Raw genomic sequence first — 26,640 nt, forward strand, 5'->3', positions numbered from 1 at the left:
TTGAATAAGGTTACTCCAATCAATAATTTATATATTAACTTTAGCATGTAAATTATGACATTGCAATGTGGGTTATAAAACATAAATCAAGGGCCATTTGAATAACTGCCATTTGGCTATACATAGCAATAAAAAAGATAGTAAAAGAAAGAAACCATTTCTATAAGCTTTTTTTGATTTGCTTGTGATGGATTAGGCGGGGGCGTTATGATATAATTTCTAATTGATATGTTCAAATGAATAAAAATAATTAATAATGGAAATTGCAGATAAAGGAAGTGAATCCCCATGACGAAGGAGACCAAAAGCACACCAGACTTAAAATCTGGCACGGGTGTTAAGGACTACTCCAAGTATTTCGATTTTTCGGATGCAAAGATTTTACGAGAAGAAGATGGCATGACTACCGTTCGAATTAAAGGTCGGAATATACAAATCAACTCTGCTCCCAATCACAAGGATGAGAAGAAGCGTGGCAAAGAGGATATCGAGGTGCATTATGACTTTGCGATTCCTGCTGAGCTTCGATCGATGGGTATAGGTAAGTTTTATTTAATCCAAACGTATGGCTGCCAAATGAACGAGCATGACACCGAAGTCATGAAGGGCATGTTCGAAGAAATGGGTTATACAGCTACGGAGGATCGAAATCTTGCAGATGTAATCTTACTTAATACATGTGCCATTCGTGAGAATGCCGAAGATAAAGTGTTTGGCGAGCTTGGCCATTTGAAAGCGCTGAAGACGGAGAAACCGGATTTGCTGTTAGGTGTTTGCGGCTGTATGTCGCAGGAAGAATCGGTTGTAGGACGTATTTTGCAAAAGCATTCTTTTGTAGATATGATCTTTGGTACGCATAACATTCATAGACTTCCGTACTTGCTGCAAAATGCTTATTTCAGTAAGGAACTGGTCGTTGAGGTATGGTCCAAGGAAGGCGATATTATCGAAAATATGCCTAAGAAACGCGAAGGAATGCGCGCTTGGGTTAATATTATGTACGGATGCGATAAGTTTTGTACGTATTGCATCGTGCCATATACACGCGGGAAAGAGCGCAGCAGACGTCCAGAAGATGTCATTGCTGAAGTGCGCGACTTAGCTAGACGAGGATTTAAAGAAATTACATTGCTTGGGCAAAATGTTAATGCTTACGGCAAGGATTTTGAAGACATCAACTATCGCTTTGGCGATCTGATGCATGATATGTCCAAAATTGACATTCCGCGTATCCGCTTTATGACGAGCCATCCGCGTGATTTTGACGATCATTTGATTGAGGTGCTTGGAACAGGCGGCAATTTGGTTGAGCATATTCATTTGCCTGTTCAGTCCGGCAGCACCGAAATATTGAAACGAATGAGCCGCAAGTATACTCGCGAGATGTATCTAGAGCTGGTTGCTAAAATTAAAAAAGCAATACCGGGCGCGATGCTCACTTCAGATATAATCGTCGGTTTCCCTGGTGAAACAGACGAGCAGTTTGAGGATACGATGACGCTGGTGAAAGAAGTTGGCTTTGATTCGGCTTATACTTTCCTTTATTCTCCGCGTGAGGGTACACCTGCCGCTAGTATGGAAGATAATGTTCCGCTAGAGGTGAAAAAAGCTCGTTTACAGCGTCTCAATGCACAGCTAGCTGCAAATGCGAGAGAAAAGAATGAGCAGCTTCGCGGTGAAATTGTCGAGGTTCTCATTGAAGGCGAAAGCAAAAACAACGCTAATGTCCTTTCCGGACGGACGCGTACGAATAAATTAGTTCATTTGGAAGGTCCAAAGGAATGGGTTGGCCAGTTTATTATGGCTAAGGTTACCGAGGCGCAAACTTGGTATATCAAAGCCGAAAGTATAGAACAGGATGCACAAGAAGCCGTTAGCTAACGGTAAAATAGGAGAGATGACAAATGGCAGAGCAGCATACAGCAGAAAATCAAGCAGAGCAATGTGACCATGATCATGAGCATGGCGAGGGCTGTGGAATTCCAAGTTTCCATACTCGGGATCTCATCGTTCGCGAAGATATTTCGAAAAAAGCAAAAGAATTAGCGAATCTCATCTTTACTTCTGAGGAAGTACAGCACTACCGCCGCGCAGAGCTGCAAATTAACGGCAATGAGCGTGTGCAGCAGTTGATTACAAAAATTAAGAAAAAACAAAAGGAAGTTGTTGCTTTCGAAACCACTTTCAAAAATGCAGACATGGTTAAAAAGATCGAAGGCGAAATGGAAGAGCTGCAGGACGAGCTTGACGGCATTCCTATCGTGTCCGAGTTCCAACAAAGTCAAAGCGACATCAATTATTTGCTTCAGCTCGTTATTTCGATCATCCGTGATACTGTGTCTGAGAAAATCAACGTTGAGGATGCGTCAGAGCCAGCTCCTGAAGAGTGCAGCGACTAAAATAAGCTAGACCAGCGTTATAAGCCGTATGTTTTGCAGCTCCTTTTTTGGGATGCAGACATGCGGCTTTCATTTTTACATATGAAATGTTACTTTTTTCAAATTAACATAACTGGCGGAAGGGATTAATCCAAATGAAGTATAGACAAATAAACCAAAACACTGAAGAAGATTTTCAAGATTTAGAATTTGACATCATTGAAAGTCATGAGATAAATCATCGAAATTATTTTCTTGTGCATGGTCAATATGGAAATGAAATTGTTGGCTTTGAAGTGCTAATAAATAATGATATGATTCCTGGATGGAATCAGGGAGAAATCAATCAAGAGGCATTTTATTTTGAAGGAATAACGCTTAAATCAATTGGTAAAGAATCAGATGCGTTCATTAAGGCTTTGTTGGAGCTTTATGGCTATGAGGGAGAGTTAAAGTGTGATGATGAAATCTCATTTACATGTTTTGCACTAGAGGGTGACCCTAGAAATATTGCAAATGAAGATATTAAATTTAAGGTCTTTTTCGATGATAATAATGAGCTTGATTTGTATTGCGAAATATATATGAATATATCGGTACAGAATAAGGTTTTTGAATTGAAAGAAAAGGATACTGAATATCGCGGGAACATTTTAAGAACTTTAGGAAAGTAACTCGCGAGGCATTTCAAAGTAGATGTCTAAAACAAAAACCGCTTTATTCCGATTCAAAATGTATAATCGGAAAAAGCGGTTTTTTGCTTTCATAGCGCAGCGGTTTTAAACGTTAAATGTCGTTTTCTCTTCGCTGTTTCTTACGGTTGACGAGCGTATGTGGACAATGTAAGGTGTTAAAGAGGTTGCTAAAATAGCGCCTGCCAATGATTTTAGTGCATCACCGATAATGAACGGATAGAATCCGACCGTCATCGCTTTCTGGAACGAAAGGTCCAGAGAATTCATAAGCCATGGAATGCCTGGAATGTATGAGGTGATGGAGCTGAATAGCTCGAAAATGATGAAAAAAACAATAAAAGCTAAGGCTTTATTTCCTTTGGACGTGTTACTGCGTAGAAATCCGCCAATCGCTAGGCTAACCAATAGCGAACAGAACGGGAAGGCGAATATAAAGCCGCCAGTAGGTCCTGTAAGATGAGGGATACCGCCTTGCCCGCTAAATAGCGGCAGGCCGATAGCAGCAAGCAAAATGACGATAAATATGCTGAGGAAAGCGTTGCGCGGCGTTAGAAAGAGACCGGCTAATCCAACAGCTAAGGTTTGAAGAGTAATCGGGACGAATGAGCCGCCGAACTTAATTGTCAAAGAGCTCATGACGATAAACAAAGCTGCGAACAAAGAAATAAAGACGAGTGAGCGAATGTTGCTGGTTTGCATAATGATGCTAGTCTCCTTTATGTACTTGCGATAATATTGTTAACCATTTATATTTAAAACAGGTTAACAAATCGAATTGTAGCATAGCCTATCGTTTTCGGGAAGAGGTTGGGTGAAATTTTTTGAGTCAGAGCATTCAGGTACAATTGAAGCAGGTTACCGTTACGCCTCCAGCAATAGGTGAAGGACAAAAACGGAAACCAATAATAAGAGATATTTCGCTTGTTATAAAAGAGGGAGAATGGATTACTCTGCTTGGCTGCAATGGAAGCGGGAAAAGCACAGTTGCGAAAGTAGCTGCTGGTTTTCGGGTAGCAGGCGTCAGCGGTCAAGTCTTAAGGAACTTTCATACTGCTGCAAAGGGGAAGCCGATTCCAATTGTTATGCAGCAGCCTGAGGCAGCGATGATCGGGGCAACGCCGCTCGAGGATATTATTGTCATGCTGGAGCAGAATGAGCAGGAAGCGGCTAGTATTCGATCTGAAGCCGAACACGCGCTGCAAAGAGTAGGCATGGGTGAGCGAATGCATCAACCGATTGAAACCCTATCCGGAGGGCAGAAGCAGCTCGTTGCGATAGCTGGGTGTTTGGCACTAAAAGCGCCAATGCTTGTGCTTGATGAGGTAACAGCGATGCTGGATCCAGAAGCAGCCATCTCTGTGCTGGAGCAAACGAGAAGTTTGCAGCAAGCCGGAATTACGGTCATTTGGATTACGCAGAAGCTGGAGGAGCTGCAGGCGGGAGATCGAATCGTTGCGATGAATGCCGGTACGATTATGTACGATGGCGGGGTAGAAGAATGGTTTGCTAGATCGGCTGCGGGAGCAAGGGATAGTTTTTGTGAGCAGCTTGGTTTGGAGGCTCCTTATTGTGCTCAGGTGGCATGGGAGTTAGAGGAGCAGGGTGTGAAGCTTTCTCCTTTTCCGTTCACAGCAACTATGCTGGCAGAGGCGGTGAAGCAATATGGGCGCTGACTGGCAGTTAAACGGCGTTAGCGTGCACGCGGAGAATGACAATGAAAAACAGCTGCTAAAAGAAGTACATACGTCCTTTAAAGCAGGTGAAATCACACTTTTAATCGGGCGAAATGGTGCTGGTAAGTCAACGCTGCTTGAGACATTGGCGGGCATACGATCGATTCAAAGCGGAAATATTGAGCTTGGCACCGATCAGCTATGGATGGAGAATGGCCGCCGCAGCCGTCTAAATCCAGAAGTGGTGCTTAAGCTTGGCATATCGATGCAAAATGCGGAGTCACAGTGGTTTGCGTCATCTGTACGAGAAGAAATGGTTTATTCTCTTAAGCCATATACGCTCGATTCATCCATAATCGAGGAGAGAATCGCGGAAGCTCTTGCGAGAGTAGGGCTTCCAGTGGAGCTGTTGGAGCGAGATCCATGGACGCTCAGCGGCGGTCAGCAGCGACGGCTGTCACTCGCCTGCTTATTGGCGTGTGAGCCGGATTGGCTGCTGCTGGATGAGCCGACGGCGGGGTTAGACGCCGGCGGTATTCGCCGCTTGTGCGCGGTGCTGGAAGCGCACAGGGCGGCGGGGTGCGGAGCGGTCGTGGCAACGCACGACCTCGACGCGCTGCTGCCGCTGGCGGACGCGGTCGCCGTTGTTGACGGCGGCACGGTCCGCGCAGCGGCTAAGGCGGCGGCGATAGCGCATGCCGCCTCTGCGCCGCAGGCGCTTCGCGCGCTGGACGCGCTGCGCGAGGAAGCGGCTATGCCGCTGGAGCAGTTCATCCAGCGCGCAGACGCGGATGAGGCGCCTTGGCCGGCGCCGCAAGAGCTCGCTGCGGCGATTTCAATTGCACTCGCGAGTCGAGACAGCCAGAAATCAGGAGCAGCAGGCGTTGTTTTAACAAATGCTTTAGCAAGCAGCATAGATACTGAGCACAACAAGCCAAACACGTTTTCAAAAGAAGAACCAAAAGGTAAACTCGCTGAAAAAACGTTAACAGAGGTTTCTCAATTAGGAGCCGCCAAACCATCGGTTTTGCTTCGTTCAAATTATTTTGATCCTCGTGCGCTTATACTCGTTTATTTATTTCTATCTGCGAGCATTTTTGCGCAAAAAACAGCATTGGAGCTAACGGTCGCAGCTGTTTCAACGATATTGCTTTTAATTCCGTTTCGAACACTTATTTGGCCTTGGAGACGAGTCATTCGCGCGTATGCCATTATGATTATTATTTTTTGCGTAATAGCAGGCATTGGCATTCGTCCGCTTTCCTTTGATTTGGACAAGGTTTGGCCAATAGTTATCCGATTAGGCAAGCTTTTGTTAATTATGCTTTTAGGCCTGCCAATGCTAAAGCTGATGACGCCTTTACGACTTCAGCGCTCGCTTGAGCAAACCTTTGGTTTCCTAGAGAGACTGAAGGTGCCCATTCATTCCTTTGCAATCATCGTCACTCTTATTTTTCGGTTTATTCCTTTACTCACAGGAGAATGGGAACGGTTTGCGAAGCTGGCTCATGCGAGAGGAAAGGCAGTTACGCCTCTTAAGACGGTACCGATGAAAAGGCTTCTACCGATTCTGATTCCCTACGTACGTTCAATATTGCGTCTTGCGGAGCAAATGGCGGATGCGCTTGAAGCACGCGGCTTTGGTTATGCGAAGCGAAAGCCGACGTATAGCTTTCGGCTTCGCTTCGGACGAGCAGATGCTCGTTTAATGAGTATTGCAGCAGCAGCAGGCTCATTTCTATTTCTTATTGCTGTATTGTTTTAAAAGAGGGATAACCTGTGAAATCCAACGTCCATCTTCATCAGCAAGCAGCGTATGCCATCCGTGCAGTGCTGCTTGCTTTGTGTTTTTAGGATGATCATCAACAAATAAAACAAAGCTGTCAGGCGGCAGCTGTTCATTTACTTTGTCAAAAATAGCCGGATGAGGTTTTTGGAGTGCTGCTTCGCTTGAGATCGTAATACTTTTCAAATAAGGCTTGATAGGTGTAATGATGGGTTCAACCCATGCAGGTAAATGATTGCTTAACACATGAATATCAGCAACAGCATTCCAATTACCGATTTCTGCAAGGGCAGGGAGCGGCAGTAGGCATCTATCGATAAAACTTCTGGTTTGCGCACTAGTTAAGTTTGGCGTATATTCAGCAATCCAGCTCCAAAATTGTTTCTCTGTTATTTGGCCTGTCCATAACCGCTCGCTAATTTGCTGTTTATATTCGGAGTAAAGTTGTTCTTCAGAAACGATCGCTTCCGCAGCTAGCAGCTGCCAGAAGAGCGGCGACAGGTTTGTCGCCAGCACGCCTCCAATATCGAGAACGAGCTGCGGCTTAATCATCCGCTTACCTCCTCTGCATGATTCGTGCGCGCGGCAAACTTAGCTTTGCGATCTGACATCGCCCACTTGATTACAAGTGCAAATGCGACAGCTCCAAGCAGCGAGCCAAATAGGAAACCTCCGTTCAAGCCCCAGCTTTCATTTAACCATCCAGCAAGGAAAGGTCCAGAGAACATTCCAATGGCATATAGCGCTTGATATAAGCCCATTGCTGTTGCACGGCCAGGAAGCTCGACATCTCGAATCGCCAGTCCCAGCAAAAGCGGCATATGTAAGCCTTGCGCAAAACCATTAATCGCCTGCGTTGCGACAAGAACGCCAAAAGAATCCGCAAACACCATAGCTCCTGTACAAATGGTACTCAATATAAAGCCAGTGCCAATCGTACCCCAATAGCCGAATTTAGGCGTAAACCACCTCGCTGTAACGAGTGAGGCAAAAGCATGGGGGAGCATAAAAGAAAATACGAGCAAGGTGAGCTTCAGACCGTCTGCACCCATTTCTTGTGCTTTGAGAGGTGTAAATCCGAACATCGTTATAAAAAGAATGCCATGAGCAAGGATGGACAACAAAGAAACCTGCAGCAATGTTTTAGTTTTTACCACATTTTTGATCATGGCAAACGACATTCCTGGCTGTTCCTTCAGCTCCGAGCGGGGCTCTTTCAGCATGAAAGCAAGCACTAGACCAAGGACAGCAATGACAGCGCCTACAATAAATGGAGCACTTGAGCTAAAACCATCCGTTAACCATCCGCTAAAGAGCATGCCAATCATTTGTCCGGATACCGTCATCACGCTTATATTGCCCATAGCACGACCTGTCTGCCCGGCTCCAAAATAGCTGGCGTAAAGCACAGTGAACGCGACCCAAGTAGATGCGCAAACGCCTGCCATCAATCTGCCAGCAAGCGGCCATACCCATGAATCAGGGATGAGGAACAGCAAGCAGCTTATTGCTGCGGTTAACATTCCTAATAGGATGAAAGGCTTGCGCTTTCCGAAACGATCTGACAAAATGCCAAGCGGAAATCTTACGAACATTTGGACAAAACCATAGCTTCCAAGCACGATGCCGATAAAAGGCAAGGACAATCCCCGATCACTAAGGTAAGGTGAAAGCGTAGGGACATATACATACATGGAAGTCCAATATAAAATGGTTATAGTAGTAAAAAGCAATCTTTGTGCTCCAGAGATTTGATTCATCGTTGTGGAAGCCCCCTTCGCTTTCACTTTATCGCAAGTCTGGTTCGGTTGTCACTTCCTATTTTGGACGTTATAATGAAAACTTTGTACAGCAAAAAACGTATTAAGCAGACAACTATGATTATTATTACAAGAAAAAAACACTAACTGATGAGGAGAATGTTCATGCAAACAGAAAAACGCAAAACAAAAAGCTGGATGAAAGAAGTAAGAGAATGGGTCGTCTCACTTGGTATTGCCGTTGTTGTAGCGCTGCTGTTCCAAAACTATGTCTATGCTCAATCGGAAGTACATAATGTATCTATGCAAAATACACTGGTCGCTGGACAACGATTAATCGAAGACAAATGGTCTTACCGGCTTCATGAACCTCGTCACGGCGACATCGTTATTATTAGCGGGCCAGAGAGCGATTTGCGTTTAATTAAACGTGTCGTAGGCTTGCCTGGCGACGTGGTTGATATACAAAACGGGGAAGTATATTTGAATGGCGAAAAAATCGAAGAGCAATATGTTAAGGGTCAGACCGTAGCTGGCAGTGTTTCAGTGCCTTTTACAGTTAAAGAAGGACAGCTGTTTGTTATGGGTGACAATCGCGAGCATAGTATGGATAGCCGTGAACTTGGTCCAATTGCTAGATCCAGCATCGAAGGAAAAGCCGTATTCCGGATATGGCCGCTGCCTAAGTTCGGTACATTAAGCGAATAATTATTTTATATCATTAAATAAAAACGTCATTAATTAAATGAACAACATCATCAAACGTAATACTTTTGTAAGAAATGGTTACAAATTCGTTTAGAAATAGCCGTTATGATTAACCATAGAAACAACGACAGACACATACTTAACAAAAAAGCAGCAGCGAGGCGTGAACAGGATTGTCCATTCGAGTAAAGCTGTATATGTCATACTTGGCGATGATTTTTGTACCGATCATATTAATGAGTGCTTTTATGATATTTATCTTTTATGCTCGCGGAGTTGAGGATGTTCGCCATTATTATGAAAATGAGAACAGAGAGCCTTATCTTCAAGCCTTGGTGTATGGCGAATTATCCTACGTGCTTCGCAACGATTCCGGCGAGCTCGAGAAGAAGGAATACGTAGCCGAAATTCAAGAGCGATTAGGCAAGCTATGGGCTGGACTTCTTATTTCCAGGGATGGGAAGATTACTTCTGTAGCGCCTTTCTTGGAGCAGACAGCTGTTCATGCGGATTGGCAGCAATTATTGGACGAGCCGCCTTTGAAGGTTGCATTTAATTCATTTCGATTCGAAACGAGTACCGTCGATTTTATTTATCCTGATGGAGGAGAAGGTCGTGCGGTTCTGTTCCGGCGAAATGATACGGTTCCTATCTATTGGAGACCGGTCGGCACAGCTTTCAGTTTAGCTTTTATTGGATTAACGAGCTTGCTGCTTACTTACTTTGTATCACGCAGCATCATTCGTCCCATTAAGAAACTAGAAGCCGCAGCTCTGCAAATTAAGGATGGCGATTTGTCGCACAAGGTTGAGGCCACGACGAAGGGTGAAATCGGACAGCTAAGCATCGCGTTTGAGGATATGAGGGTAAGATTGAAGCAGTCGATTGATCAAAGCCTTCAGTATGAGGAAAACCGAAAAATGCTGCTCTCGCACATCTCACATGATTTGAAAACGCCAATATCTGCGATTAAAGGGTATGTTGAAGGGATCATGGACGGCATTGCGAACACGGATGAGAAGCGGAAGCGCTACATGGAGACGATTTATCGTAAAGCTACAGATATGGATCAATTAATTGATGAGCTGTTCCTATTCTCGAAGCTTGATCTTCAAACGGTTGCCTTTGATTTTAAAGTGATGGACATTAAACGTTACTTGGAATATTTTTTGGATGAGCAGCGGTTTGATCTGGAAAAATCAGGGGTAGGATTGCATTATATCGAGCATGGTTCTGATCCGCTGATGATCGCAGCCGATCCTGACAAGCTAAGCCGTGTTTTAACTAATATACTGAACAATTGTGTCAAGTATATGGGACAATCTACTGGTCTCGAAAAACATAACATCGTTGTTCGAGTAACAGAACTGGAGGAGCACGCTCTGATTGAAATTGAGGATTCAGGTCCCGGCATTGAGAAGGATGATTTGCCTTATATCTTCGATCGTTTCTATCGCGCGGAGCAATCACGCAATTTAGAGACAGGTGGAAGTGGTCTCGGTCTTGCAATCGTCAAACAAATTATTGAAGGGCACGGCGGTACGGTCTGGGCGGAAAATGCAGAGCATGGAGGTGCGTTGTTCTGTCTGAAATTGCCTAAGTCAGTATCCGTCAAAACGGTGGGTGGTCATGAAGAGCATACTAATTATTGAAGATGAGAAAGCCATTGCCGAGTTGGAACGAGATTACTTGGAAAGTTACGGTTTTAACGTTCAAATTGAAGGGAGAGGTGATATAGGGCTTGAAAAAGCGCTCGAAGGAAAGTTTGATCTTATCATTTTGGATGTAATGCTCCCCAAAATCGACGGCTTTGAAATTTGTCGACAAATTAGACAAACGATCAATATTCCAGTGCTGATGGTAACCGCGAAAAAAGAGGATATTGATAAAATACGAGGATTAGGACTTGGCGCTGACGATTATATGACCAAGCCCTTCAGTCCAAGTGAGCTGGTAGCACGCGTGAAAGCTCATTTGGCTCGTTACGAGCGTTTGACAGCTGACAAAGGGGAGCGAGGCGAGCATATTCGCATACGCGGATTGTTTATCGATAAACCTTCACGAAGAGTCATGATTCATGAGCAGGAAGCGATGCTTACTTCAAAGGAATATGAGCTTCTTCTGCTTTTAGCGTCACACCCTAATCGCGTATTTGAGAAAGAAGAGTTGTTTGAACGAATTTGGGGGCTTGATTCAAATGGAGACGCAGCTACGGTTACGGTTCATATTCGAAGGCTGCGTGAGAAAATTGAGCATGACCCGTCCAAACCTCAATATATAGAAACAATTTGGGGAGTGGGCTACCGTTTTAAAGTATAGATAGAAGATGAGGAGTGGAAGAGATTGAAGAGCATCATCCGATTTTCGCTTAATAACAAATTTGCTTTGTGGATTTTGACGCTGCTTGTGTTATTTGCTGGTCTTTATTCAGGAATGAATATGAAAATGGAAACATTGCCCGATATTACGGTTCCAATCGTAAGCGTCACAACGGTATTGCCGGGTGCTGCACCTGAAGAGGTAATGGAGAAAATTACGAAGCCGATTGAGCAGCGGACTCGCAATCTTAAAGGTGTTAAAGTTATTAGCTCAACATCCTATGAAAATGCTTCATCTGTCGTTATTGAGTACTCCTATGAGACAGATATGGAAAAGGCGGAAGCGGAAGTTAAAAATATCCTCTCCGAGATTAAGCTTCCAACAGGAACGCAAACCCCATCCGTTTCACGGATCAGCTTGAATGCATTCCCTGTCCTAGCGATGAGTATCTCCAATGAAAAGATGAATTTGGAGCAGCTTACGAAGGAAATCGAAGAAAATGTATTGCCGCGCTTTCAAGGCATTGAAGGTGTAGCGAGCATTCAAGTTTCTGGACAAAATGTTAAGGAAGGTGAACTATCCTTCAAAACGGATAAGCTAAAGCAAATCGGCTTAACCGAAGAGATGGTGAAAGGCATCATCCAAGCGTCAGCCATTTCTGTACCGCTAGGTATTTATGAATTTGGCGAGACAGAGAAGGCACTGGTCGTTGATGGGAACATAACGACAGAGAGTGATTTGAAAAACTTAGTCATCGTGCCGGGTGTTAAGCTTAGCGATGTTGCTGATTTAAGCATCGTAGGCAAAGCAGAGTCTATTTCTCGTACGAATGGCAAAGACTCCATTGGATTTAACGTCGTCAAAGCGGCTGATTCCAATACGGTTGACGTTGTTAATAATGTTAAAGCAGAAATAAAAGAACTTGAAGGCAATAATGATGGTTTGTCTATTGTAACGACACTTGATCAAGGCAAGCCGATCGAGGATTCCGTTCACACGATGTTAAGCAAGGCGGTAATCGGCGCATTGTTCGCTGTCATTATCATTATGATATTCTTGCGCGATATTCGTTCCACGATTATTGCTGTCGTTTCGATTCCACTTTCCATCCTGATCGCTCTCCTGATTTTGAGCCGGATGGATATTACACTGAACATTATGACACTTGGTGCGATGACCGTTGCAATTGGGCGGGTAATCGATGACTCGATTGTCGTTATCGAGAATGTATATCGACGAATGGCGCTCCCTACAGAGAAGATGAAGGGCAAGGAATTAATTCTTGATGCGACGAAGGAAATGTTCGTACCGATTTTGGCTTCCACAATCGTAACGATTGCCGTATTCCTGCCTCTTGGACTTGTTTCGGGCATGATTGGTGAAATGTTCCTGCCGTTTGCATTAACGATTGTATTTGCTCTACTAGCATCATTGCTTGTTGCCATTACGGTTGTTCCAATGCTGGCGCATATGATGTTCCGCAAAGGGATGAAAGCTGGCAAGGCGCATCACGATAAGCCGGGCCGCTTAGCGGAATGGTACAAAGGTGTACTTCGCTGGTCGCTTGATCATAAATTGGTTACTTTTGGTTTAGCAACACTTCTACTGATCGGAAGTTTGTTCCTGCTCCCAGTGATTGGAACGAGCTTCATCGCAGGCGACGAACAGAAAATGATGATTGTTTCCTACAATCCAGCACCTGGAGAAACACGTGAACAGGTAGAGAAAATGGCTCTTGAAGCTGAAAAGAAATTGCTCGATCGTGAAGGTGTTTCAGTCGTGCAATATGCAGTTGGCAGCCAAAATCCATTTAGTCCTGGAGCTTCAAAACAAGCGTTGTTTAACTTGAGCTATGATGAGGATTATGCTGGTTTTAATGCTGAGAAAGAAAAAATTGTACCTATGCTGCAAGAGCTAGGCGGCAAAGGCGAATGGAAACAGCAGGACTTCGGAGGCGGAGGTCTTGGCGGATCGGGCATATCGATGCTTGTGTATGGTCCGGATATGAACACGGTCCAACCGATCGTGGATGACCTTATGAAGAAGCTTGCAGATCATAAGGATTTGAAAAATATTGATTCCAGCTTATCAGAGACGTATGAGCAGTACCGCCTTGTAGCTAATCAAGAGAAGCTTAGTCAAAACGGATTAACAGCAGGCCAGATTGCAATGGCGCTTAGTCCGGTTCGCGAGCGTCCCGTTCTGACGACAGTTGAAGTGGATGGCGAGGAATTTAACGTTTATGTGAAGGTTGATACTAAAACCTATACGAATAAATCAGATCTAGAGAATGTGAAGTTGACTACTCAGTTAGGTACTGAAGTTGCTTTGAAAGATGTCGTGACTATCGAAGAAGGTGAATCACCGAATACGATAACAAGACGTGATGGTCGTATGTATGCTGAGGTTTCAGCAGATGCAACTTCATCTGACGTCGGCAAGGTTTCGACAGAATTGCAAAAAATGATTGATGAGACTGATCTTCCTGCTGGCGTCGATATCGAAATGGGCGGAGTAACAGAGCAGATCAATGAGTCATTTATGCAGCTAGGCCTAGCAATGCTTGCAGCGATTGCTGTCGTTTATCTCGTGCTTGTCATTACATTTGGTGGAGGACTTACACCATTCGCAATTCTGTTCTCTCTTCCGTTTACGATTATCGGTGCACTAGTAGCACTGTTAATTGCAGGAGAAACACTGAGCGTTACCGCAATGATTGGTGCCCTGATGCTCATAGGTATCGTAGTTACAAATGCGATCGTCCTTGTTGACCGTGTTATTCAAAAAGAGAGAGAAGGTCTTTCCGTCCGCGAATCACTTATTGAAGCAGCGGGTACACGTCTTCGTCCGATTCTAATGACGGCGATTGCAACCGTTGGTGCATTGCTTCCGCTTGCATTTGGATTTGAATCAGGCGGTTTGATTTCTAAAGGTATGGCGGTTACCGTAATTGGCGGCTTAACGAGCTCAACACTGCTCACGCTCATTATTGTACCTATCGTTTATGAGTTCTTGAACCGTAAACGCAAACCACGCACTGCAGAAGAAGCATAACGATTCGAGATAGCAGAGAGGCTGTCACAAGGTCATTGACCTTGTTGACAGCCTCTTTTTTTAGTTGTTCCGTTTACATATTGGGCGACTGGGTAATTGGATTAGTAACACTAGCGGAGCTTTTTTCATACGTATATGTCATGAACGATTATCGGCATATGACCAGTTTGGGTTGTTCTCATTTTCATTTCCTATTTTGTGAATGCCGATGATCATCACATGAACATATAACGGAGGCTACTAAGATGAATGAATTTAAGAATGATCTTCAAAATTTGAACACGGATGCATTTAAATCGAGTGGAATGACGCCGAATGCGAGTCAAGGCCAAATGGATCCCAATAATGCTCGGTTGTGTATTGGATTTTGTATTGGATTTTGTATCGGCTTTTGTTCATGCGGCGGCTGTGGCGGCTGCGGAGGTTGTGCAAGATGCGGTGGCTGTGCTCGCTGCGGAGGCGGCTGTGCCCGCTGTGCTGGCTGTGCCCGTTGCCGTTAGTCAACTATTGAGATGTAAATAGAAGGTTCAAGACACCCCTGCAAACGCTTTTCGGGATGCAGGGGTGTCTTTCTATGCGAGTGCAGGTATGACGGACAAATAGCCTTACATATCTTTATAGAGGAACTCTTGTTACGAAAAGCCAGATTTCAAAATAAGGAGGAATGAATTTTGGATCCTTCTATGCGCCTTAAAGTGAGAGGAGATACTTTTTTTCTCCCGAGCTCGGACGGAAGTGTCTATTTCCGCAATAATATCGGTTCATTTCGGATGGAAGGCAGTACGATTGATCAATGGATAGAGAAATTAATTCCGGTGTTTAATGGCGAGCATTCGATGCATGAAATAACGGATGGATTGACAGATCAATACCGTGATCATGTTTATGAGATTGCAAAAGTATTGTATACGAATGGTTATGTCCAAGATGTGAGTCAGGATAGACCGCATCAGCTTCCGAGCCATATTGTTAAGCAATATGAGGCTCAGATTGAATTTTTGGACAGCTTTGATGGGTCTGGGGCATACCGTTTTGAGCTGTTTCGAAAGTCCAGCGTACTTGTTGTTGGGAACGGGAATTTTTTGGTGTCAGTAGTGAAATCATTACTTGAATCCGGCCTTCCTCAGTTTCACTTCATCAATATGAACACGGAAACGAAGGGACCTAGTCGAATTACGGAGCTGGTACACCATTACAGACCATTCGATTCAGAGGTCAAGGTGGACGAGATCAGCTTGCCGAAGGATGGCGGAGTGGAATGGTCGTTAGTAATACAGCAATACGATGCAATATTTTATGTGTCAGACACAGAAGGGGAAGCTGAGCTTCAATCTCTTAACCAAGTATGTCGACAAAATAATAAAGTGCTGCTGCCGGCTGTAATTCTAGGTCAGGCAGGTTTAGCTGTTCCGCTTACGTATTCAATTCCGGAGGGTGACTGGGAATCAGCAAGGCGCAGAGTCCATTATGCTTCTATTTATGAGGAAACAAGTGATTATGCTGGTTCATCTGTCGCGGAATCGCTGCTCGCTAACGTGATCGTTTTTGAATGGCTAAAAACAGCTGCAGGTGTAACGAAATTAGAAAATAATAAACTGTTTCTGCTGAACCTAGAGACGCTGGAAGGCAAGTGGCATCCGTTTCTTCCCCATCCGTTAGTCAATGAAAAACAAATGGCGAAGAAGGTTGAAGATTATGAGCTTCTGTCGGAAGAGAGCACAGGAAAACGTGATCCAAGCGGTTTGCTCCCTTTCTTCAGTCAGTTAACATCCATGGAGACGGGCATCTTTCATATTTGGGAGGAAGGAGAGCTGCGTCAACTGCCGTTGTCGCAATGCCGGGTTCAGTCCGTTGATCCGCTGTCAGAAGGCCCAGCGCTGCTGCTCTCGGAAATTATATGCAACGGTATTAGACATGAGGAGGCACGCAGAGAAGCGGGGCTAGCTGGAATTGAATCTTATGTGTCGCGTATGGCCAACATTTTCATCAGCCAGACGTCTGAAAATGGCTCTGCATTAGAGCCTGTGCTTATGAGCGTAGGAGCAGGGGTAACGATCGAGGAGGGCGTCTGCCGCGCTTTGCAAAAGTATTTATCCGAAGAATGGATAAGGCTATACGAAGCAGAACCTCCTTCGATCACACCGATTAAGCTTAGTCATATTGAGGATGAACGATGTCGTTACTATATAAATGCGCTAACCACGATGCAAGGATCACCTTCCTTTGGCATCAGTGAGACTGTAATTGGTTTTCCAGTTGTATGGCTGAGAACAAACGGTTGCTGGTATCACGCAGTTGATTTAAATGAAACGAGAGCACTTCGCAGAGTTTTATTGGGCGCTTTGCTGGACATTCAGAACAAAGAATCTCTCTTTAAAGGGAAAATAAATCAATTGGCTTCTGTAAATGTGAAGGAAGACGAAGTGATGAACCTCTCCATAACCGAGTGTGATCCATTTGAACATCGAGAGGTTCTGAAGAATGCATTGATGCATCTACAAAATAACCAAAAGCGTCTTCTTGTGTATAACTTAACTTCGGAAGCTTTTTTCAATGAGGAGCTAGCGGGAGTATTCGGCATCTCGCTCCGAGAGGAGACAGAAGAGTGAGCGCTAAAATGGCAATTGTGGGAGAAGGGCTGCTCGCAGATTACGTAACCGATCTATTATCTGAATTTTGTCAGGTTGAACGAGTGAGCGATCTGTCGTTTGGTGTTCCAGAAACGGCAGAGCTTGCGCTCGTACTGAGTGATGGCTATGATTCAGCTTCTCATCTGATGGCAGAGGAAATGTTTAAGCAATCGGGGACTCCATGGCTGCGCGGCTTTGTATCCTTTGGTGAGGGCGTAATTGGTCCGCTTGTCATTCCCGGGACAGCAGGCTGCTCGCAGTGCGCTGATCTGCGGCGTTTGATGGCTGGAAATGATCGGAAAGAAATGTGGGAGCTGCAGCATCTTTTTATGCACGGTGAAGTTTATCCGGATATTTGGTCTTCTCGAAGCGCTCTTCTGCATGTGGCTCATCATATTGCTGTTGAAGCTGAACAATTCCTCCTTAAAAACAAGGCTCATCTTGAAAATCGTGTAAAGCTGGTACATTTGCAAACGCTCAACAGCTCGGTTCATTTTTATTTGCCTGATCCGCTTTGTACGATTTGTGGAGAAATACCTGATGATTCGGCTATAGGTTCGCGAATTAAGCTGCATCCAAGCCCAAAAATTAGCGAAAATAGCTATCGAACTCGTTCGATGAGTGAGCTGAAAGCTGTATTAGCCAATGATTATTTGGACAATCGCACAGGGTTTTTGAACGGAAAAATGATTGATCTGATGTCGCCATTTGCGGATTCGAGCATTATTTTACCGATGTTTTCGGGAGATGAAGGCTGCGCTGGCCGTACAAATTCTTTTGCAGACAGTGAAATGACAGCAATACTAGAGGGTTTAGAACGTTATTGCGGTATATCGCCTAGAGGAAAGAGGACGGCGGTTCATGACAGCTATGAGCATTTGAGTGAGATTGCTCTTGATCCCGTTCGGGTAGGCGTTCACGAGAAGGAACAGTATGAGCGTCCCGATTTTCCGTTTCAACCATTCGACCCGAGCAGAAAAATCGATTGGGTGTGGGGTTATTCGTTTTTGCAGGAGAAGCCTATTCTCGTGCCGGAACTGCTCGCTTATTACAGCTCTGGCTGCGGCCATGGATTTGTATACGAAACCTCAAATGGCTGTGCGTTAGGAGGCAGCTTGGAGGAAGCTATTTTTTACGGAATACTGGAAGTAGTAGAACGGGATTCATTTCTCATGACCTGGTATGCACAGCTTCCGCTAGTTCCTATAGATCCTTATTCCTCCGGAGATCTGGAATTAACCTTAATGGTGGAGCGTTTACGTGATGTCACCCAATATGATGTCCATTTATTCGATTCGACGATGGAGCATGGCATTCCGAGTGTATGGGTGCTTGCCAAAAACAGAACGGAAAATGGCGTTAATATGATTTGTGCTGCTGGGGCGCATCCCGATCCGGTGCGGGCAGCAAAAGGAGCCATCCATGAGATCGCGGGCATGCTGCTCGCTTTTAATGAGAAGTTAGAAGAAAACCGTGAGCAGTATGAACGCATGCTTCATGATCCTTTTCTAGTACGGCAAATGGATGATCATTCGATGCTGTACAGCTTGAAGGAAGCTGAGGAACGGTTGAACTTCCTTCTTCAAAATGAGAGGCCGCTCCGTACATTCGAAGAGGCATTTAAACCAAGGCCAAAGCATGCGGATTTAACAGATGAATTAAACGTATTCCTCAAAGTTTTCCGTGAATTAAATTTAGAAGTTATCGTTGTTGATCAAACGACGCAGGAAACGCTGAGAAATGGGCTCCATTGTGTAAAGGTGCTCATTCCAGGGATGCTCCCGATGACGTTTGGTCAACATCTTGTCCGCTTGAGAGGACTTGAGAGGGTGCTGCGAATACCAGCTGAGCTGGGTTACGTCAAGGAGAGGTTAACGCATGAGCTGCTTAATCCTTATCCGCATCCGTTTCCATAAGCACTATCTGCTGTCATGCAGTGGATCTCGGCGAGTTGGCACTTAGGAGGGGAGATATGAGTCTGAAGGCTTTTTTGCACCAATTGCAATATGATCCAGACAAAACCAAACCTCAAGATGTGGAAATCGATTGGGATAACGCTCCTCTACCGTACAAATTATATCGTCATGTACCGGTATTTCCTCTCGCTTCGGATGTTCCGCTTACTTTAACGGGCAAACGGGAGCATACGATGCCAACGCTACGGGATATAGGACATTTTCTTTGGTATACGTTCGGGATGACACAGCTTAGCCAATCTGTTCTTGAACAACATACAGGGGAGGAATGGGAGGACTCCTTGCAGCTTTGTAGACGTTTTGTTCCATCAGGCGGAGGGCTGTATCCAAGCGAAGTATATCTTTATTTGAAGCTGGAAGAATTACCTAACGGAATTTATCATTATGATGTGGCACATCATCGTTTGGTGCTGCTGCGTGAAGGCCAATTTGATCGGTATTTGAGTAATGCGTTAGGTGATCGGTGCGACATAACAAACGGCTTCGGAGCTGTATTTGTGTCTACTTTTTTTTGGAAAAACTTTTATAAATACAATAACTTCTCTTATCGATTGCAGGGATTAGATGCTGGCTTGCTCGTTGGCCAGCTGCTTGAAGTAGCGAAACGTTTTGACTTTGAGGCGGGTGTTTACTTTCAGTTTCTTGATGGTGCCATCAATCATATGCTTGGGCTTCCTGATACAGAAGAAAGTGTTTACGCTGTGATTCCTCTTGCGATTGATGCAAATATGGAATGGTTCCACCATGGTGATAGCGCTGAAAAAAATATTTCTTCAGATGAATTATGCAGTATGCTTCCGTTAATTAGACATGAGCACTACATCCGATCAAAAAAGGTATTGGAATATCCGTTGCTGATTAAGCTAAATGAAGCCTCCATTATGGAATCCGCACGCGCGTTTAAACTGCTTGAGGCGCAGCAAATACTAGCCAGCAGTAGCGATGTTTTTGCTTTACCGAGTGTAAATCGAATGACGTATGATTTAGCATCGGTATGCAGGCAGCGCTACTCGCCAGAAAATGAATATGTATTGCATACCGTGAGTCTAACAGATTTGGCAGCACTATTGCAGGAGATCATGATTTCTTATAGGTATCGTAATGATTTGGATAGTTTAGTGCGAAGTCCATCGTCGCGCGTCCATTTATATGGCTGTTTTTATGGTGTTGATGGGATTCAAGATGGAGCGTATTACTATGATGACGCGGCTCACGCGTTGCAGCTTGTCCGTGTGGGTGACCAAAGGCCATGGCTTCAGTATGGCATGTCTTTGGATAACGTAAATTTATTCCAGGTGCCGCTTACTTTTCATGTGGCAGGTAATCTGGAGCATTTTCATAAGGAGCTTGGCTTTCGCGGCTATCGTATTCAACAAATGGAAGCGGGAATGCTCGTTCAACGTTTGCTGATTGCTGCTTCCGCATTGAGGATGGAAGGTCGACCGTTGCTAGGCTTCGATGTTAGCTCCATGAATGAGCTTTATGGATTAACGCCAAATGGACTAACGAGTCTTATTCAAATCCCTATTGGCCCATGTCGACCTCGTTCACGACTCGAAGGCAGTTTGTCGCAATAGTTGATGAGGAGACAAAAGGGCAGATTGAATGATGGCAATCATTCAATCTGCCCTTTTTATGTTTTGCTTTTTTAACCGTTTGGCTGCTCGGCTGCCGCTTTCTTCTGATGCTCCCCGGCTGGTTGGCATGTAACTGGGAAGCAAACATGGTGCGGATGGTGATGCATCATAGGGTGGAACCAAGCATGATGATAATCTAAAGTTGAGAGCTCCCATCCATCATGAGGATGATGGTGATCGTAGTGCATATGCTCATCCCACATCTCATGCATCATGGGATGATAATCATCCATCATGTGATGAAAGTGATGCATATGGTGGAAATCCTCCATCATCGGATGAAAATCATCCATCATGGGATGGAAGTGATGCATGTGGTGAAAGTCATGAAAGTCGTGCATGTACGGATAATGATGCATTAGACTCAAATCAACACAGCAATGAGCTGGAGCGGGAGCCGTCTGTGCATTCACAGTTTCCGGTCCCACATTGGCCTGGGCAGGACTTGTTTGCATTTGTTGATAGTACTCAGGCATAACAGCCGATTGTGGCATATAAGATTGATTGCGTATCATGGTGTGCCTCCTTTTTATCATACTCTACAATATGCTTTGAATGAAAAAAGGGCACTTATCCCTATAAATTGGGCTGCAGCCTTTAGAAGTGAAGAATAGGACGAAGCAAAGAGGGTGACGCTAGTACCATCTCAATCCATGAAATAGGTGGTTGCAAAATGATAATTAATATTGTAATTAAGGCTGTGTTCGCACTGCTTAGCTTTACGCATACGGAAGTGTTTGCGACAGAAGCGGTTCAATTGCATGCGGAGCCGTCCTACGCAAAGTGGGGAAAGCTGGCCATGCAAGAAACGTCAAAAGCATACGAGGATGCTTCGATTGTCAATTACAAATACGAAGGAAGAAAAAAGCTTGCTAATGGAGAGTCAGAGGAAAGTTTTGTTCTAATGTTAAATAAAGATGCCAAGCAATTCGCTATTCGCGTTACGATTAGAATAAACACGATTACGGACAGACTCATAGATGTGGAATTGAAAGAGCTAATGAATGGAACTTAATTGAAACAAAACAGCTGCCAGCTTCGTAATATAAGCAAATGTTTTAAATACACGCTTCTTTATGAAGCGAGAGGAGCATAATGATGCTAATTTCAACAACACCAACAATAGAAGGCCGTCCAATTCAAGATTATATAGGAATCGTAACAGGAGAGGCGATTATGGGTGCAAATGTCGTTCGTGACTTTTTTGCATCAATTACAGACATCGTTGGAGGACGCTCCGGTGCGTATGAGAGCAAGCTGAAGGAAGCACGTGACGTAGCCATTGATGAGATGAAAAATCAAGCCGCTAAGATTGGAGCAAATGCAATCGTTGCGATCGACATTGATTATGAGGTTGTGCGTGAAGGAATGTTAATGGTAGCTGTCAGCGGAACAGCAGTACGCCTGTAAAATAATTTACCGTAAAATTGGAAAACGATAAAACTATGATCATCTTAAGCACAGCTTATATGATCAAGTTTTGTCGTTTTTTTTTTGTATTTTATGATTATTTAGAAAAAGAAGCAACAATTCAATTGTAAAATCCGTTAAAATAAGGATGTGTATAAATGGAAGATCAAGTAAAGAGAGGGGTCAAATGGTGAACTGTTTTATTCATTTAAGAAATCGAACCATCGCATACGCGGTCATGATTAGTTTGATAGCAGCTTTCTTAGCGGGAACTGGCAACGCACAGGCAGCAGCAACGGAGAAGGGAATTTCATTGGAAACGAGTGTCGGATTTCAGGGCTACATGAAACAATCCGAATGGTATCCTGTACGGCTTACTCTGACAAACCAGACAGCTGAGGATTTGAAAGGTGAAGTGGTTATATCTATAGTAGGGTCTAATGACTTGATCATACCCACAGAGCTGCCTCTAGGCACATCCATACAATTAACAGCATCTATTCAAGGCGAGCTTCTTAATCGGAGCAACAGTAAAATACGTTTTTTTAAGGACTCCTATAAATCTGGCAAACTTATTCCGATTTTCGGCAACGATTACATAAACGCAAGAACAGCCAACAGCTACACCATTGGTGTCATATCTCGTGACCCGGATACTTTGAATTTTATGCCATCGTTAAATCAACGAGGCTACGAAATAACGGTCATTCCGATTGCGCAGAAGGAACTGCCCGGCGATCCCATTTTACTCAAAACATTCAATACGATCGTTATCAATGATATGCCAACCACGGGCTGGGAAGAAGCACAGGTTAAAGCCATAACGGATTGGGTACAGCAAGGCGGTACACTAGTGTTAACTGGAGGAGTAGGCTATGGCAAAACGGCAGATGCCTTTAAACAGATTGCACCATTAGAATCGTCAGGCACATCGACCATATCCAGCGCGGATTCACTTGCCAGCTTCGGAGGTACCGCACTTGCACTTGAAAAACCTTTGGTCGTCTCGACAGGTCATATAATAGATGGCAAAACGGAGCTTGCTGAGAATGGCCTGCCGCTTGTCGTATCCCGTGAACATGGATTTGGGAGCGTTATTTATATCGCTTTTGATCCATCACTTGAGCCTATGTCTACATGGACTGGCAGCGCGACGCTATGGGCGAAGGTGCTTAAAAAAAATTTGACGCCGCTTCAGCCTGGCATGGTGAACATCAACAATAATATGAAATGGAATATTGAAAGTATTATAGATGAGTTCCCGTCGATTAAACCGCCCAACTTTATGCTGCTAATGTGGATGTTTATCGGCTATATGATCATCACAGCGCCAGTACTGTATATAATTTTAGCTAAGGCAGATCGCAGAGAGTGGTCGTGGTGGCTTATCCCTGCTTTTTCTGTTATGACCGGTTTTGCAATCTTTTTCTTTGGCGCTGAAGATAAGCGGAATTTATCAGCCCATACGATTGAGATCATAGAGTTGACTGGACAAGGAGACGCCGTACGATCGGGCGCAACTGCGGTGTTCATTCCAACTGGGGGTACAGTGACTGCGGAATTTGATAAAAGAGTAAATTTATCTTTTTACACCATTTACAATCAAAGTGGAAATCAGACTATGGATGATAAAACGCAATTGATTTCCGAAAATGATTCGACTACAGCATTATGGCGCTCCGTTCCCTATTGGTCGACAAGGAAACTATGGATAGAAAAGCAAACGATGAGCAGTGATACGGGGCAGCTAACCCTTGCTTATAAGCAGGTTAGACATGCAATTGAGGTAACTGCTACTAACAATACGACAACTAATCTTACGAATGTTTCTATGCTAATCAATGGGCAAGCTCAGCTCTTTGGCGATTTGAAGGTCGGCGAGAGCGGGCAAACGACGATTACAACGAGTACGGTTAATCAATCAGGTTATTTCCCTTATGGACAGATGATGTTTCCTAATCCAACTAACAGAGGCAATGACGGGTATAATCGAGAGCGACAGCTTATAGACAGCTTTGGGAATCGAAACAATGGCGGCATTGTCCCGCCGGAGCCTATAGTGGTTGGCTTTAGCACTGATCATGAGCAGAATTACAAGGTAAACGGCGAAACGATAAAGACTGATAACTTGAAGCTGTGGGTTCAAAAGGTCGATACCTCTTTTATCGATGGGAATCGTGTCATCGTGCCAGCAGGTCTTATTAATCCCATTATTACAGAGAATGCCACGAGTCAATTGCAGCACTACGGGAACGGTTCTTATTTTGTAGGCGATGGCGAGCTTATATTTGAATATATTTTGCCAAATGATCATGATGCTGTATATGATCATCTCGAAATCCTATACAACAACAGTACAACTGCTTCAAATCTCACATTGACTGTCTGGAACGAGAAAGAAGGAAATTGGACAGATCCAAGCAAAGCTGCAGCAGCGCCAAAAGAGTATTTGATTAACAATCAAATTGTTCGTATGAAGTTTTCGGTCATTGGTTCTGTGGACATGACTTTACCGCAGATTGCTTTAGAAGGAGAGATACTGAAAAAATGAGCAAAAATCACGAAATAGAGATCATTAATGTGGAAGTGCCTAAAACGGAACCTGCGGAACAACCATCAAATGATGCGCCTCTGGTTCCGATGATTGAGATCAAACAGCTTTCCAAAACATTCGGAACGTTTCAAGCGCTTAAATCAATTGATCTAACGATTCCAAAAGGAACGGTATTTGGTTTTGTTGGGCCCAATGGGGCGGGAAAATCAACGACGATGTCTATTCTTGCGACATTAATGATACCCACCTCAGGCATTGCAAAAGTAGACGGATTTGACGTGACCAAACATCCGCATGAGGTGCGTAAGCGAATTGGATATATGCCGGATTTTTTTGGTGTGTATGACCAATTCAAAACGTTAGAATATTTGCATTTCTATGGCGCCAGCTATGGTATACCGAAGGCGGAGCGGGAGCAGTTGATTCCGCAATTGCTGGAGCTGGTCAATTTGAGCGATAAAAAAGATGCTTACGTTGACTCGCTGTCTCGGGGTATGAAGCAGCGGCTTTGCTTGGCACGCTGCCTCGTTCATGATCCAGAGCTCCTTATTTTGGATGAGCCTGCTTCCGGCCTTGATCCTCGAGCACGGATTGAGATGAGAGAAATATTGCGAGAGCTGAAGTCAATGGGGAAAACGATCATCATTTCTTCACATATATTGCCTGAGCTCGCCGAAATGGTAGATGAAATCGGCGTCATTGAGCATGGTGAAATGATTGCGATCGGAAATGTCGCAGATATTCAAAATAGATTGCGTGTCAAACGTTTCCTGCATGTGAGATTAGTTGATCGGGAGTCAGAAGCGGAGTTGTTTTTGCGTGAACGCCCTTATGTTAACCGAATTTTCCGAGATGATCGTGGAATACAAATTCACTTTGGCGGACAGGATGCCGAGCAATCGCTGCTCCTTCATGAGCTGGTTGCAGCAGGTTTTCAGCTGATATCCTTCAGTGAAGCGCAGACGAATCTTGAGGATGTGTTTTTGGAAATTACGAAAGGGGGAGACGGACTCGAATGAAGGAGCAATCCGCGGCAAGAGATGGCCGAACGAGCTGGCGCCACCAGCTTATCAATCCCGTACTCAATAAAGAGTTTAAGCTTAGAATGAGGACGCCTCGCGCGATGTGGACGCTGTTCTTTTACTTATTTGCAATCGGCTTAATGGCTTTAAGCGCTATTTATTTAACTGAAGTAACTTCTGGACGAGGACAGTCCTATAATCCTGAGCAAAGCAAGATTTTGTTTTATTTTATGAGCATGGCACAGCTTGGTTTGATTGCTTTTATGGCACCGGGCCTTACTTCTGGTGTTATTAGCGGCGAACGCGAGAAGCAGACCCTTAATTTGCTGCTCACGACGCAGCAGAGCTCAGCAACGATTGTGCTTAGCAAGCTTGTATCGTCACTAAGCTTTATGGTACTGATTGTGATCAGTACGATTCCTGTATACAGCATGATCTTTTTGTATGGCGGAATCTCGCCAGAACAGCTCTTTCTCGTTTTCTTGTTTTATTTATTTATTATGTTTGTACTCGGTTCCTTCGGCATATTATTCTCGACATTATTCAAGCGAACAATGATTTCTGTCATTGTAACGTATGGCGTTACGTTGTTTATGTTTGGCGGAACAGCATTATTATTTATTGTACTCGTAGGCGTGATGGAGCAAATGCCGCAAACGACTACAAATGCTTATAGCTGGATCGGTCATATTATTGCCTTGAATCCTGCGGCTGCTTTGTACAGCATTTTAGATCCGCTCGTCTCAAATCAAGCCTTTTCTGTGAATTCGATTGGACAGAAAGGGTATAATGCGCCGCTTGCATTGTGGCAGGAGTTCATTATTATCTATACGCTTCTCTCCATCCTTGCTCTATGGCTCGGCATTCGTAGACTTCGTCCTCGTTTGAGACGGAAATAATGCTTGAAAAATAAATTATAGTTACGAAAGTGAGAGCTGTGAAGCAAATCATGCTGTAGAGTAAGGTTTTGCTGCGCAAATGATGCTTACGAAGTAAAGTTTTGCTTTGCAAATAATGCTTACGAAGTAAAGTTTTACT

The 26,640-nt window shown here is 44.3% G+C and carries 22 protein-coding genes; 18 read left to right on the forward strand and 4 right to left on the reverse strand.

The genetic code is table 11. The annotated features are described in order from the left end of the window. Positions 1-288: 288 nt before the first annotated feature. The 3 genes from miaB (at position 289) to AC0VYE_RS16015 (ending at position 3,052) form a co-directional block, all read left to right on the forward strand. Complete coding sequence (gene miaB, locus AC0VYE_RS16005) at positions 289-1,881, forward strand: tRNA (N6-isopentenyl adenosine(37)-C2)-methylthiotransferase MiaB (protein ID WP_475449091.1); 1,593 nt, start codon at positions 289-291, stop codon at positions 1,879-1,881. A gap of 23 nt (positions 1,882-1,904) precedes the next feature. Continuing rightward, on the forward strand, positions 1,905-2,399 hold the full coding sequence (locus AC0VYE_RS16010; protein WP_441913137.1) for a YlbF/YmcA family competence regulator: 495 nt from the start codon (positions 1,905-1,907) through the stop codon (positions 2,397-2,399). 134 nt (positions 2,400-2,533) lie between these two features. Then, on the forward strand, positions 2,534-3,052 hold the full coding sequence (locus AC0VYE_RS16015) for a hypothetical protein (RefSeq protein WP_475449094.1): 519 nt from the start codon (positions 2,534-2,536) through the stop codon (positions 3,050-3,052). A 105-nt stretch (positions 3,053-3,157) separates the two neighbouring features. On the opposite strand, the gene AC0VYE_RS16020 is transcribed toward AC0VYE_RS16015, so the two are convergent. Beyond that, complete coding sequence (locus tag AC0VYE_RS16020; protein ID WP_475449095.1) at positions 3,158-3,772, reverse strand: biotin transporter BioY; 615 nt, start codon at positions 3,770-3,772, stop codon at positions 3,158-3,160. 122 nt (positions 3,773-3,894) lie between these two features. Here AC0VYE_RS16020 and AC0VYE_RS16025 point away from each other — a divergent pair, with 122 nt between their 5' ends. Both AC0VYE_RS16025 and AC0VYE_RS16030 read left to right on the forward strand, forming a co-directional pair. Then, the gene (locus AC0VYE_RS16025) at positions 3,895-4,746 is read left to right on the forward strand and encodes an ATP-binding cassette domain-containing protein (RefSeq protein ID WP_475449097.1); all 852 of its coding nucleotides are present in this window, start codon (positions 3,895-3,897) and stop codon (positions 4,744-4,746) included. Then, a complete protein-coding gene (locus AC0VYE_RS16030) occupies positions 4,736-6,511 on the forward strand; it encodes an ATP-binding cassette domain-containing protein (RefSeq protein ID WP_475449099.1) in 1,776 nt (591 codons plus the stop codon). Before AC0VYE_RS16025 ends, AC0VYE_RS16030 begins: the two co-directional genes overlap by 11 nt. Here the strand turns inward: AC0VYE_RS16030 and AC0VYE_RS16035 are convergent. Together AC0VYE_RS16035 and AC0VYE_RS16040 are read right to left on the reverse strand one after the other, a co-directional pair. Beyond that, the gene (locus AC0VYE_RS16035; RefSeq protein WP_475449101.1) at positions 6,485-7,084 is read right to left on the reverse strand and encodes an HAD family hydrolase; all 600 of its coding nucleotides are present in this window, start codon (positions 7,082-7,084) and stop codon (positions 6,485-6,487) included. The two genes, AC0VYE_RS16030 and AC0VYE_RS16035, sit on opposite strands and share 27 nt — an antisense overlap. After that, positions 7,081-8,292, reverse strand: a complete 1,212-nt coding sequence (locus tag AC0VYE_RS16040; RefSeq protein WP_076269243.1) for an MFS transporter — start codon at positions 8,290-8,292, stop codon at positions 7,081-7,083. The genes AC0VYE_RS16035 and AC0VYE_RS16040 overlap by 4 nt, the downstream gene beginning before the upstream one ends. A 165-nt stretch (positions 8,293-8,457) precedes the next feature. Here AC0VYE_RS16040 and lepB point away from each other — a divergent pair, with 165 nt between their 5' ends. The 8 genes from lepB to AC0VYE_RS16080 all read left to right on the forward strand — a co-directional run bounded on the left by lepB (position 8,458) and on the right by AC0VYE_RS16080 (position 20,556). Continuing rightward, positions 8,458-9,000 (forward strand): signal peptidase I, encoded by a 543-nt coding sequence (gene lepB, locus AC0VYE_RS16045; protein ID WP_339209012.1) that lies wholly within the window; start codon positions 8,458-8,460, stop codon positions 8,998-9,000. 173 nt (positions 9,001-9,173) lie between these two features. Next, entirely contained in the window at positions 9,174-10,652 is a 1,479-nt protein-coding gene (locus AC0VYE_RS16050; RefSeq protein WP_076269245.1) for a sensor histidine kinase, read from the forward strand. Then, on the forward strand, positions 10,630-11,319 hold the full coding sequence (locus AC0VYE_RS16055) for a response regulator transcription factor (protein ID WP_076269246.1): 690 nt from the start codon (positions 10,630-10,632) through the stop codon (positions 11,317-11,319). The genes AC0VYE_RS16050 and AC0VYE_RS16055 overlap by 23 nt, the downstream gene beginning before the upstream one ends. A 24-nt stretch (positions 11,320-11,343) precedes the next feature. Further along, complete coding sequence (locus tag AC0VYE_RS16060; protein WP_076269247.1) at positions 11,344-14,373, forward strand: efflux RND transporter permease subunit; 3,030 nt, start codon at positions 11,344-11,346, stop codon at positions 14,371-14,373. A gap of 305 nt (positions 14,374-14,678) precedes the next feature. Further along, complete coding sequence (locus tag AC0VYE_RS16065; protein WP_475449590.1) at positions 14,679-14,873, forward strand: hypothetical protein; 195 nt, start codon at positions 14,679-14,681, stop codon at positions 14,871-14,873. A 171-nt stretch (positions 14,874-15,044) separates the two neighbouring features. Next, positions 15,045-16,982: a putative thiazole-containing bacteriocin maturation protein gene (locus tag AC0VYE_RS16070; RefSeq protein ID WP_475449105.1), complete on the forward strand. Its 1,938-nt coding sequence runs from the start codon at positions 15,045-15,047 to the stop codon at positions 16,980-16,982. Beyond that, on the forward strand, positions 16,979-18,919 hold the full coding sequence (locus tag AC0VYE_RS16075) for a TOMM precursor leader peptide-binding protein (protein WP_475449107.1): 1,941 nt from the start codon (positions 16,979-16,981) through the stop codon (positions 18,917-18,919). The genes AC0VYE_RS16070 and AC0VYE_RS16075 overlap by 4 nt, the downstream gene beginning before the upstream one ends. A gap of 56 nt (positions 18,920-18,975) precedes the next feature. Further along, the gene (locus AC0VYE_RS16080; protein ID WP_475449109.1) at positions 18,976-20,556 is read left to right on the forward strand and encodes a SagB family peptide dehydrogenase; all 1,581 of its coding nucleotides are present in this window, start codon (positions 18,976-18,978) and stop codon (positions 20,554-20,556) included. 71 nt (positions 20,557-20,627) lie between these two features. Here AC0VYE_RS16080 and AC0VYE_RS16085 read toward each other — a convergent pair whose 3' ends face one another. Next, on the reverse strand, positions 20,628-21,131 hold the full coding sequence (locus tag AC0VYE_RS16085; RefSeq protein ID WP_076269251.1) for a hypothetical protein: 504 nt from the start codon (positions 21,129-21,131) through the stop codon (positions 20,628-20,630). A 158-nt stretch (positions 21,132-21,289) separates the two neighbouring features. Between AC0VYE_RS16085 and AC0VYE_RS16090 the strand changes: the two genes are divergently transcribed. From AC0VYE_RS16090 to AC0VYE_RS16110, 5 genes are all read left to right on the forward strand, one after another. Then, positions 21,290-21,631, forward strand: coding sequence for a DUF3889 domain-containing protein (locus AC0VYE_RS16090; protein ID WP_475449111.1), 342 nt, complete (start codon positions 21,290-21,292; stop codon positions 21,629-21,631). An 83-nt stretch (positions 21,632-21,714) separates the two neighbouring features. Beyond that, positions 21,715-22,026 (forward strand): YbjQ family protein, encoded by a 312-nt coding sequence (locus tag AC0VYE_RS16095; protein ID WP_076269253.1) that lies wholly within the window; start codon positions 21,715-21,717, stop codon positions 22,024-22,026. A 187-nt stretch (positions 22,027-22,213) separates the two neighbouring features. Then, entirely contained in the window at positions 22,214-24,577 is a 2,364-nt protein-coding gene (locus AC0VYE_RS16100) for a hypothetical protein (protein WP_475449113.1), read from the forward strand. An 89-nt stretch (positions 24,578-24,666) separates the two neighbouring features. Then, positions 24,667-25,599 carry an ABC transporter ATP-binding protein gene (locus AC0VYE_RS16105; RefSeq protein ID WP_475449592.1) on the forward strand — a complete coding sequence of 311 codons (933 nt, stop codon included), beginning with the start codon at positions 24,667-24,669 and terminating at the stop codon, positions 25,597-25,599. Beyond that, complete coding sequence (locus AC0VYE_RS16110) at positions 25,596-26,501, forward strand: ABC transporter permease (protein ID WP_475449115.1); 906 nt, start codon at positions 25,596-25,598, stop codon at positions 26,499-26,501. Before AC0VYE_RS16105 ends, AC0VYE_RS16110 begins: the two co-directional genes overlap by 4 nt. Positions 26,502-26,640: the final 139 nt, after the last annotated feature.

The sequence above is a fragment of the Pristimantibacillus sp. Z349TD_6 genome, from assembly GCF_056173205.1.

What these genes read in the sequence shown, in the direction of transcription:
- AC0VYE_RS16010 (WP_441913137.1), top strand. Translation starts at nt 1,905, where the DNA reads ATGGCAGAGCAGCATACAGCAGAAAATCAAGCAGAGCAATGTGACCAT.
- AC0VYE_RS16055 (WP_076269246.1), top strand. Translation starts at nt 10,630, where the DNA reads ATGAAGAGCATACTAATTATTGAAGATGAGAAAGCCATTGCCGAGTTG.
- AC0VYE_RS16030 (WP_475449099.1), top strand. Translation starts at nt 4,736, where the DNA reads ATGGGCGCTGACTGGCAGTTAAACGGCGTTAGCGTGCACGCGGAGAAT.
- AC0VYE_RS16080 (WP_475449109.1), top strand. Translation starts at nt 18,976, where the DNA reads ATGAGTCTGAAGGCTTTTTTGCACCAATTGCAATATGATCCAGACAAA.
- miaB (WP_475449091.1), top strand. Translation starts at nt 289, where the DNA reads ATGACGAAGGAGACCAAAAGCACACCAGACTTAAAATCTGGCACGGGT.
- AC0VYE_RS16110 (WP_475449115.1), top strand. Translation starts at nt 25,596, where the DNA reads ATGAAGGAGCAATCCGCGGCAAGAGATGGCCGAACGAGCTGGCGCCAC.
- AC0VYE_RS16035 (WP_475449101.1), bottom strand. Translation starts at nt 7,084, where the DNA reads ATGATTAAGCCGCAGCTCGTTCTCGATATTGGAGGCGTGCTGGCGACA.
- AC0VYE_RS16020 (WP_475449095.1), bottom strand. Translation starts at nt 3,772, where the DNA reads ATGCAAACCAGCAACATTCGCTCACTCGTCTTTATTTCTTTGTTCGCA.
- AC0VYE_RS16065 (WP_475449590.1), top strand. Translation starts at nt 14,679, where the DNA reads ATGACGCCGAATGCGAGTCAAGGCCAAATGGATCCCAATAATGCTCGG.
- AC0VYE_RS16105 (WP_475449592.1), top strand. Translation starts at nt 24,667, where the DNA reads ATGATTGAGATCAAACAGCTTTCCAAAACATTCGGAACGTTTCAAGCG.
- lepB (WP_339209012.1), top strand. Translation starts at nt 8,458, where the DNA reads ATGCAAACAGAAAAACGCAAAACAAAAAGCTGGATGAAAGAAGTAAGA.
- AC0VYE_RS16015 (WP_475449094.1), top strand. Translation starts at nt 2,534, where the DNA reads ATGAAGTATAGACAAATAAACCAAAACACTGAAGAAGATTTTCAAGAT.
- AC0VYE_RS16040 (WP_076269243.1), bottom strand. Translation starts at nt 8,292, where the DNA reads ATGAATCAAATCTCTGGAGCACAAAGATTGCTTTTTACTACTATAACC.
- AC0VYE_RS16095 (WP_076269253.1), top strand. Translation starts at nt 21,715, where the DNA reads ATGCTAATTTCAACAACACCAACAATAGAAGGCCGTCCAATTCAAGAT.
- AC0VYE_RS16085 (WP_076269251.1), bottom strand. Translation starts at nt 21,131, where the DNA reads ATGATACGCAATCAATCTTATATGCCACAATCGGCTGTTATGCCTGAG.
- AC0VYE_RS16100 (WP_475449113.1), top strand. Translation starts at nt 22,214, where the DNA reads ATGGTGAACTGTTTTATTCATTTAAGAAATCGAACCATCGCATACGCG.
- AC0VYE_RS16090 (WP_475449111.1), top strand. Translation starts at nt 21,290, where the DNA reads ATGATAATTAATATTGTAATTAAGGCTGTGTTCGCACTGCTTAGCTTT.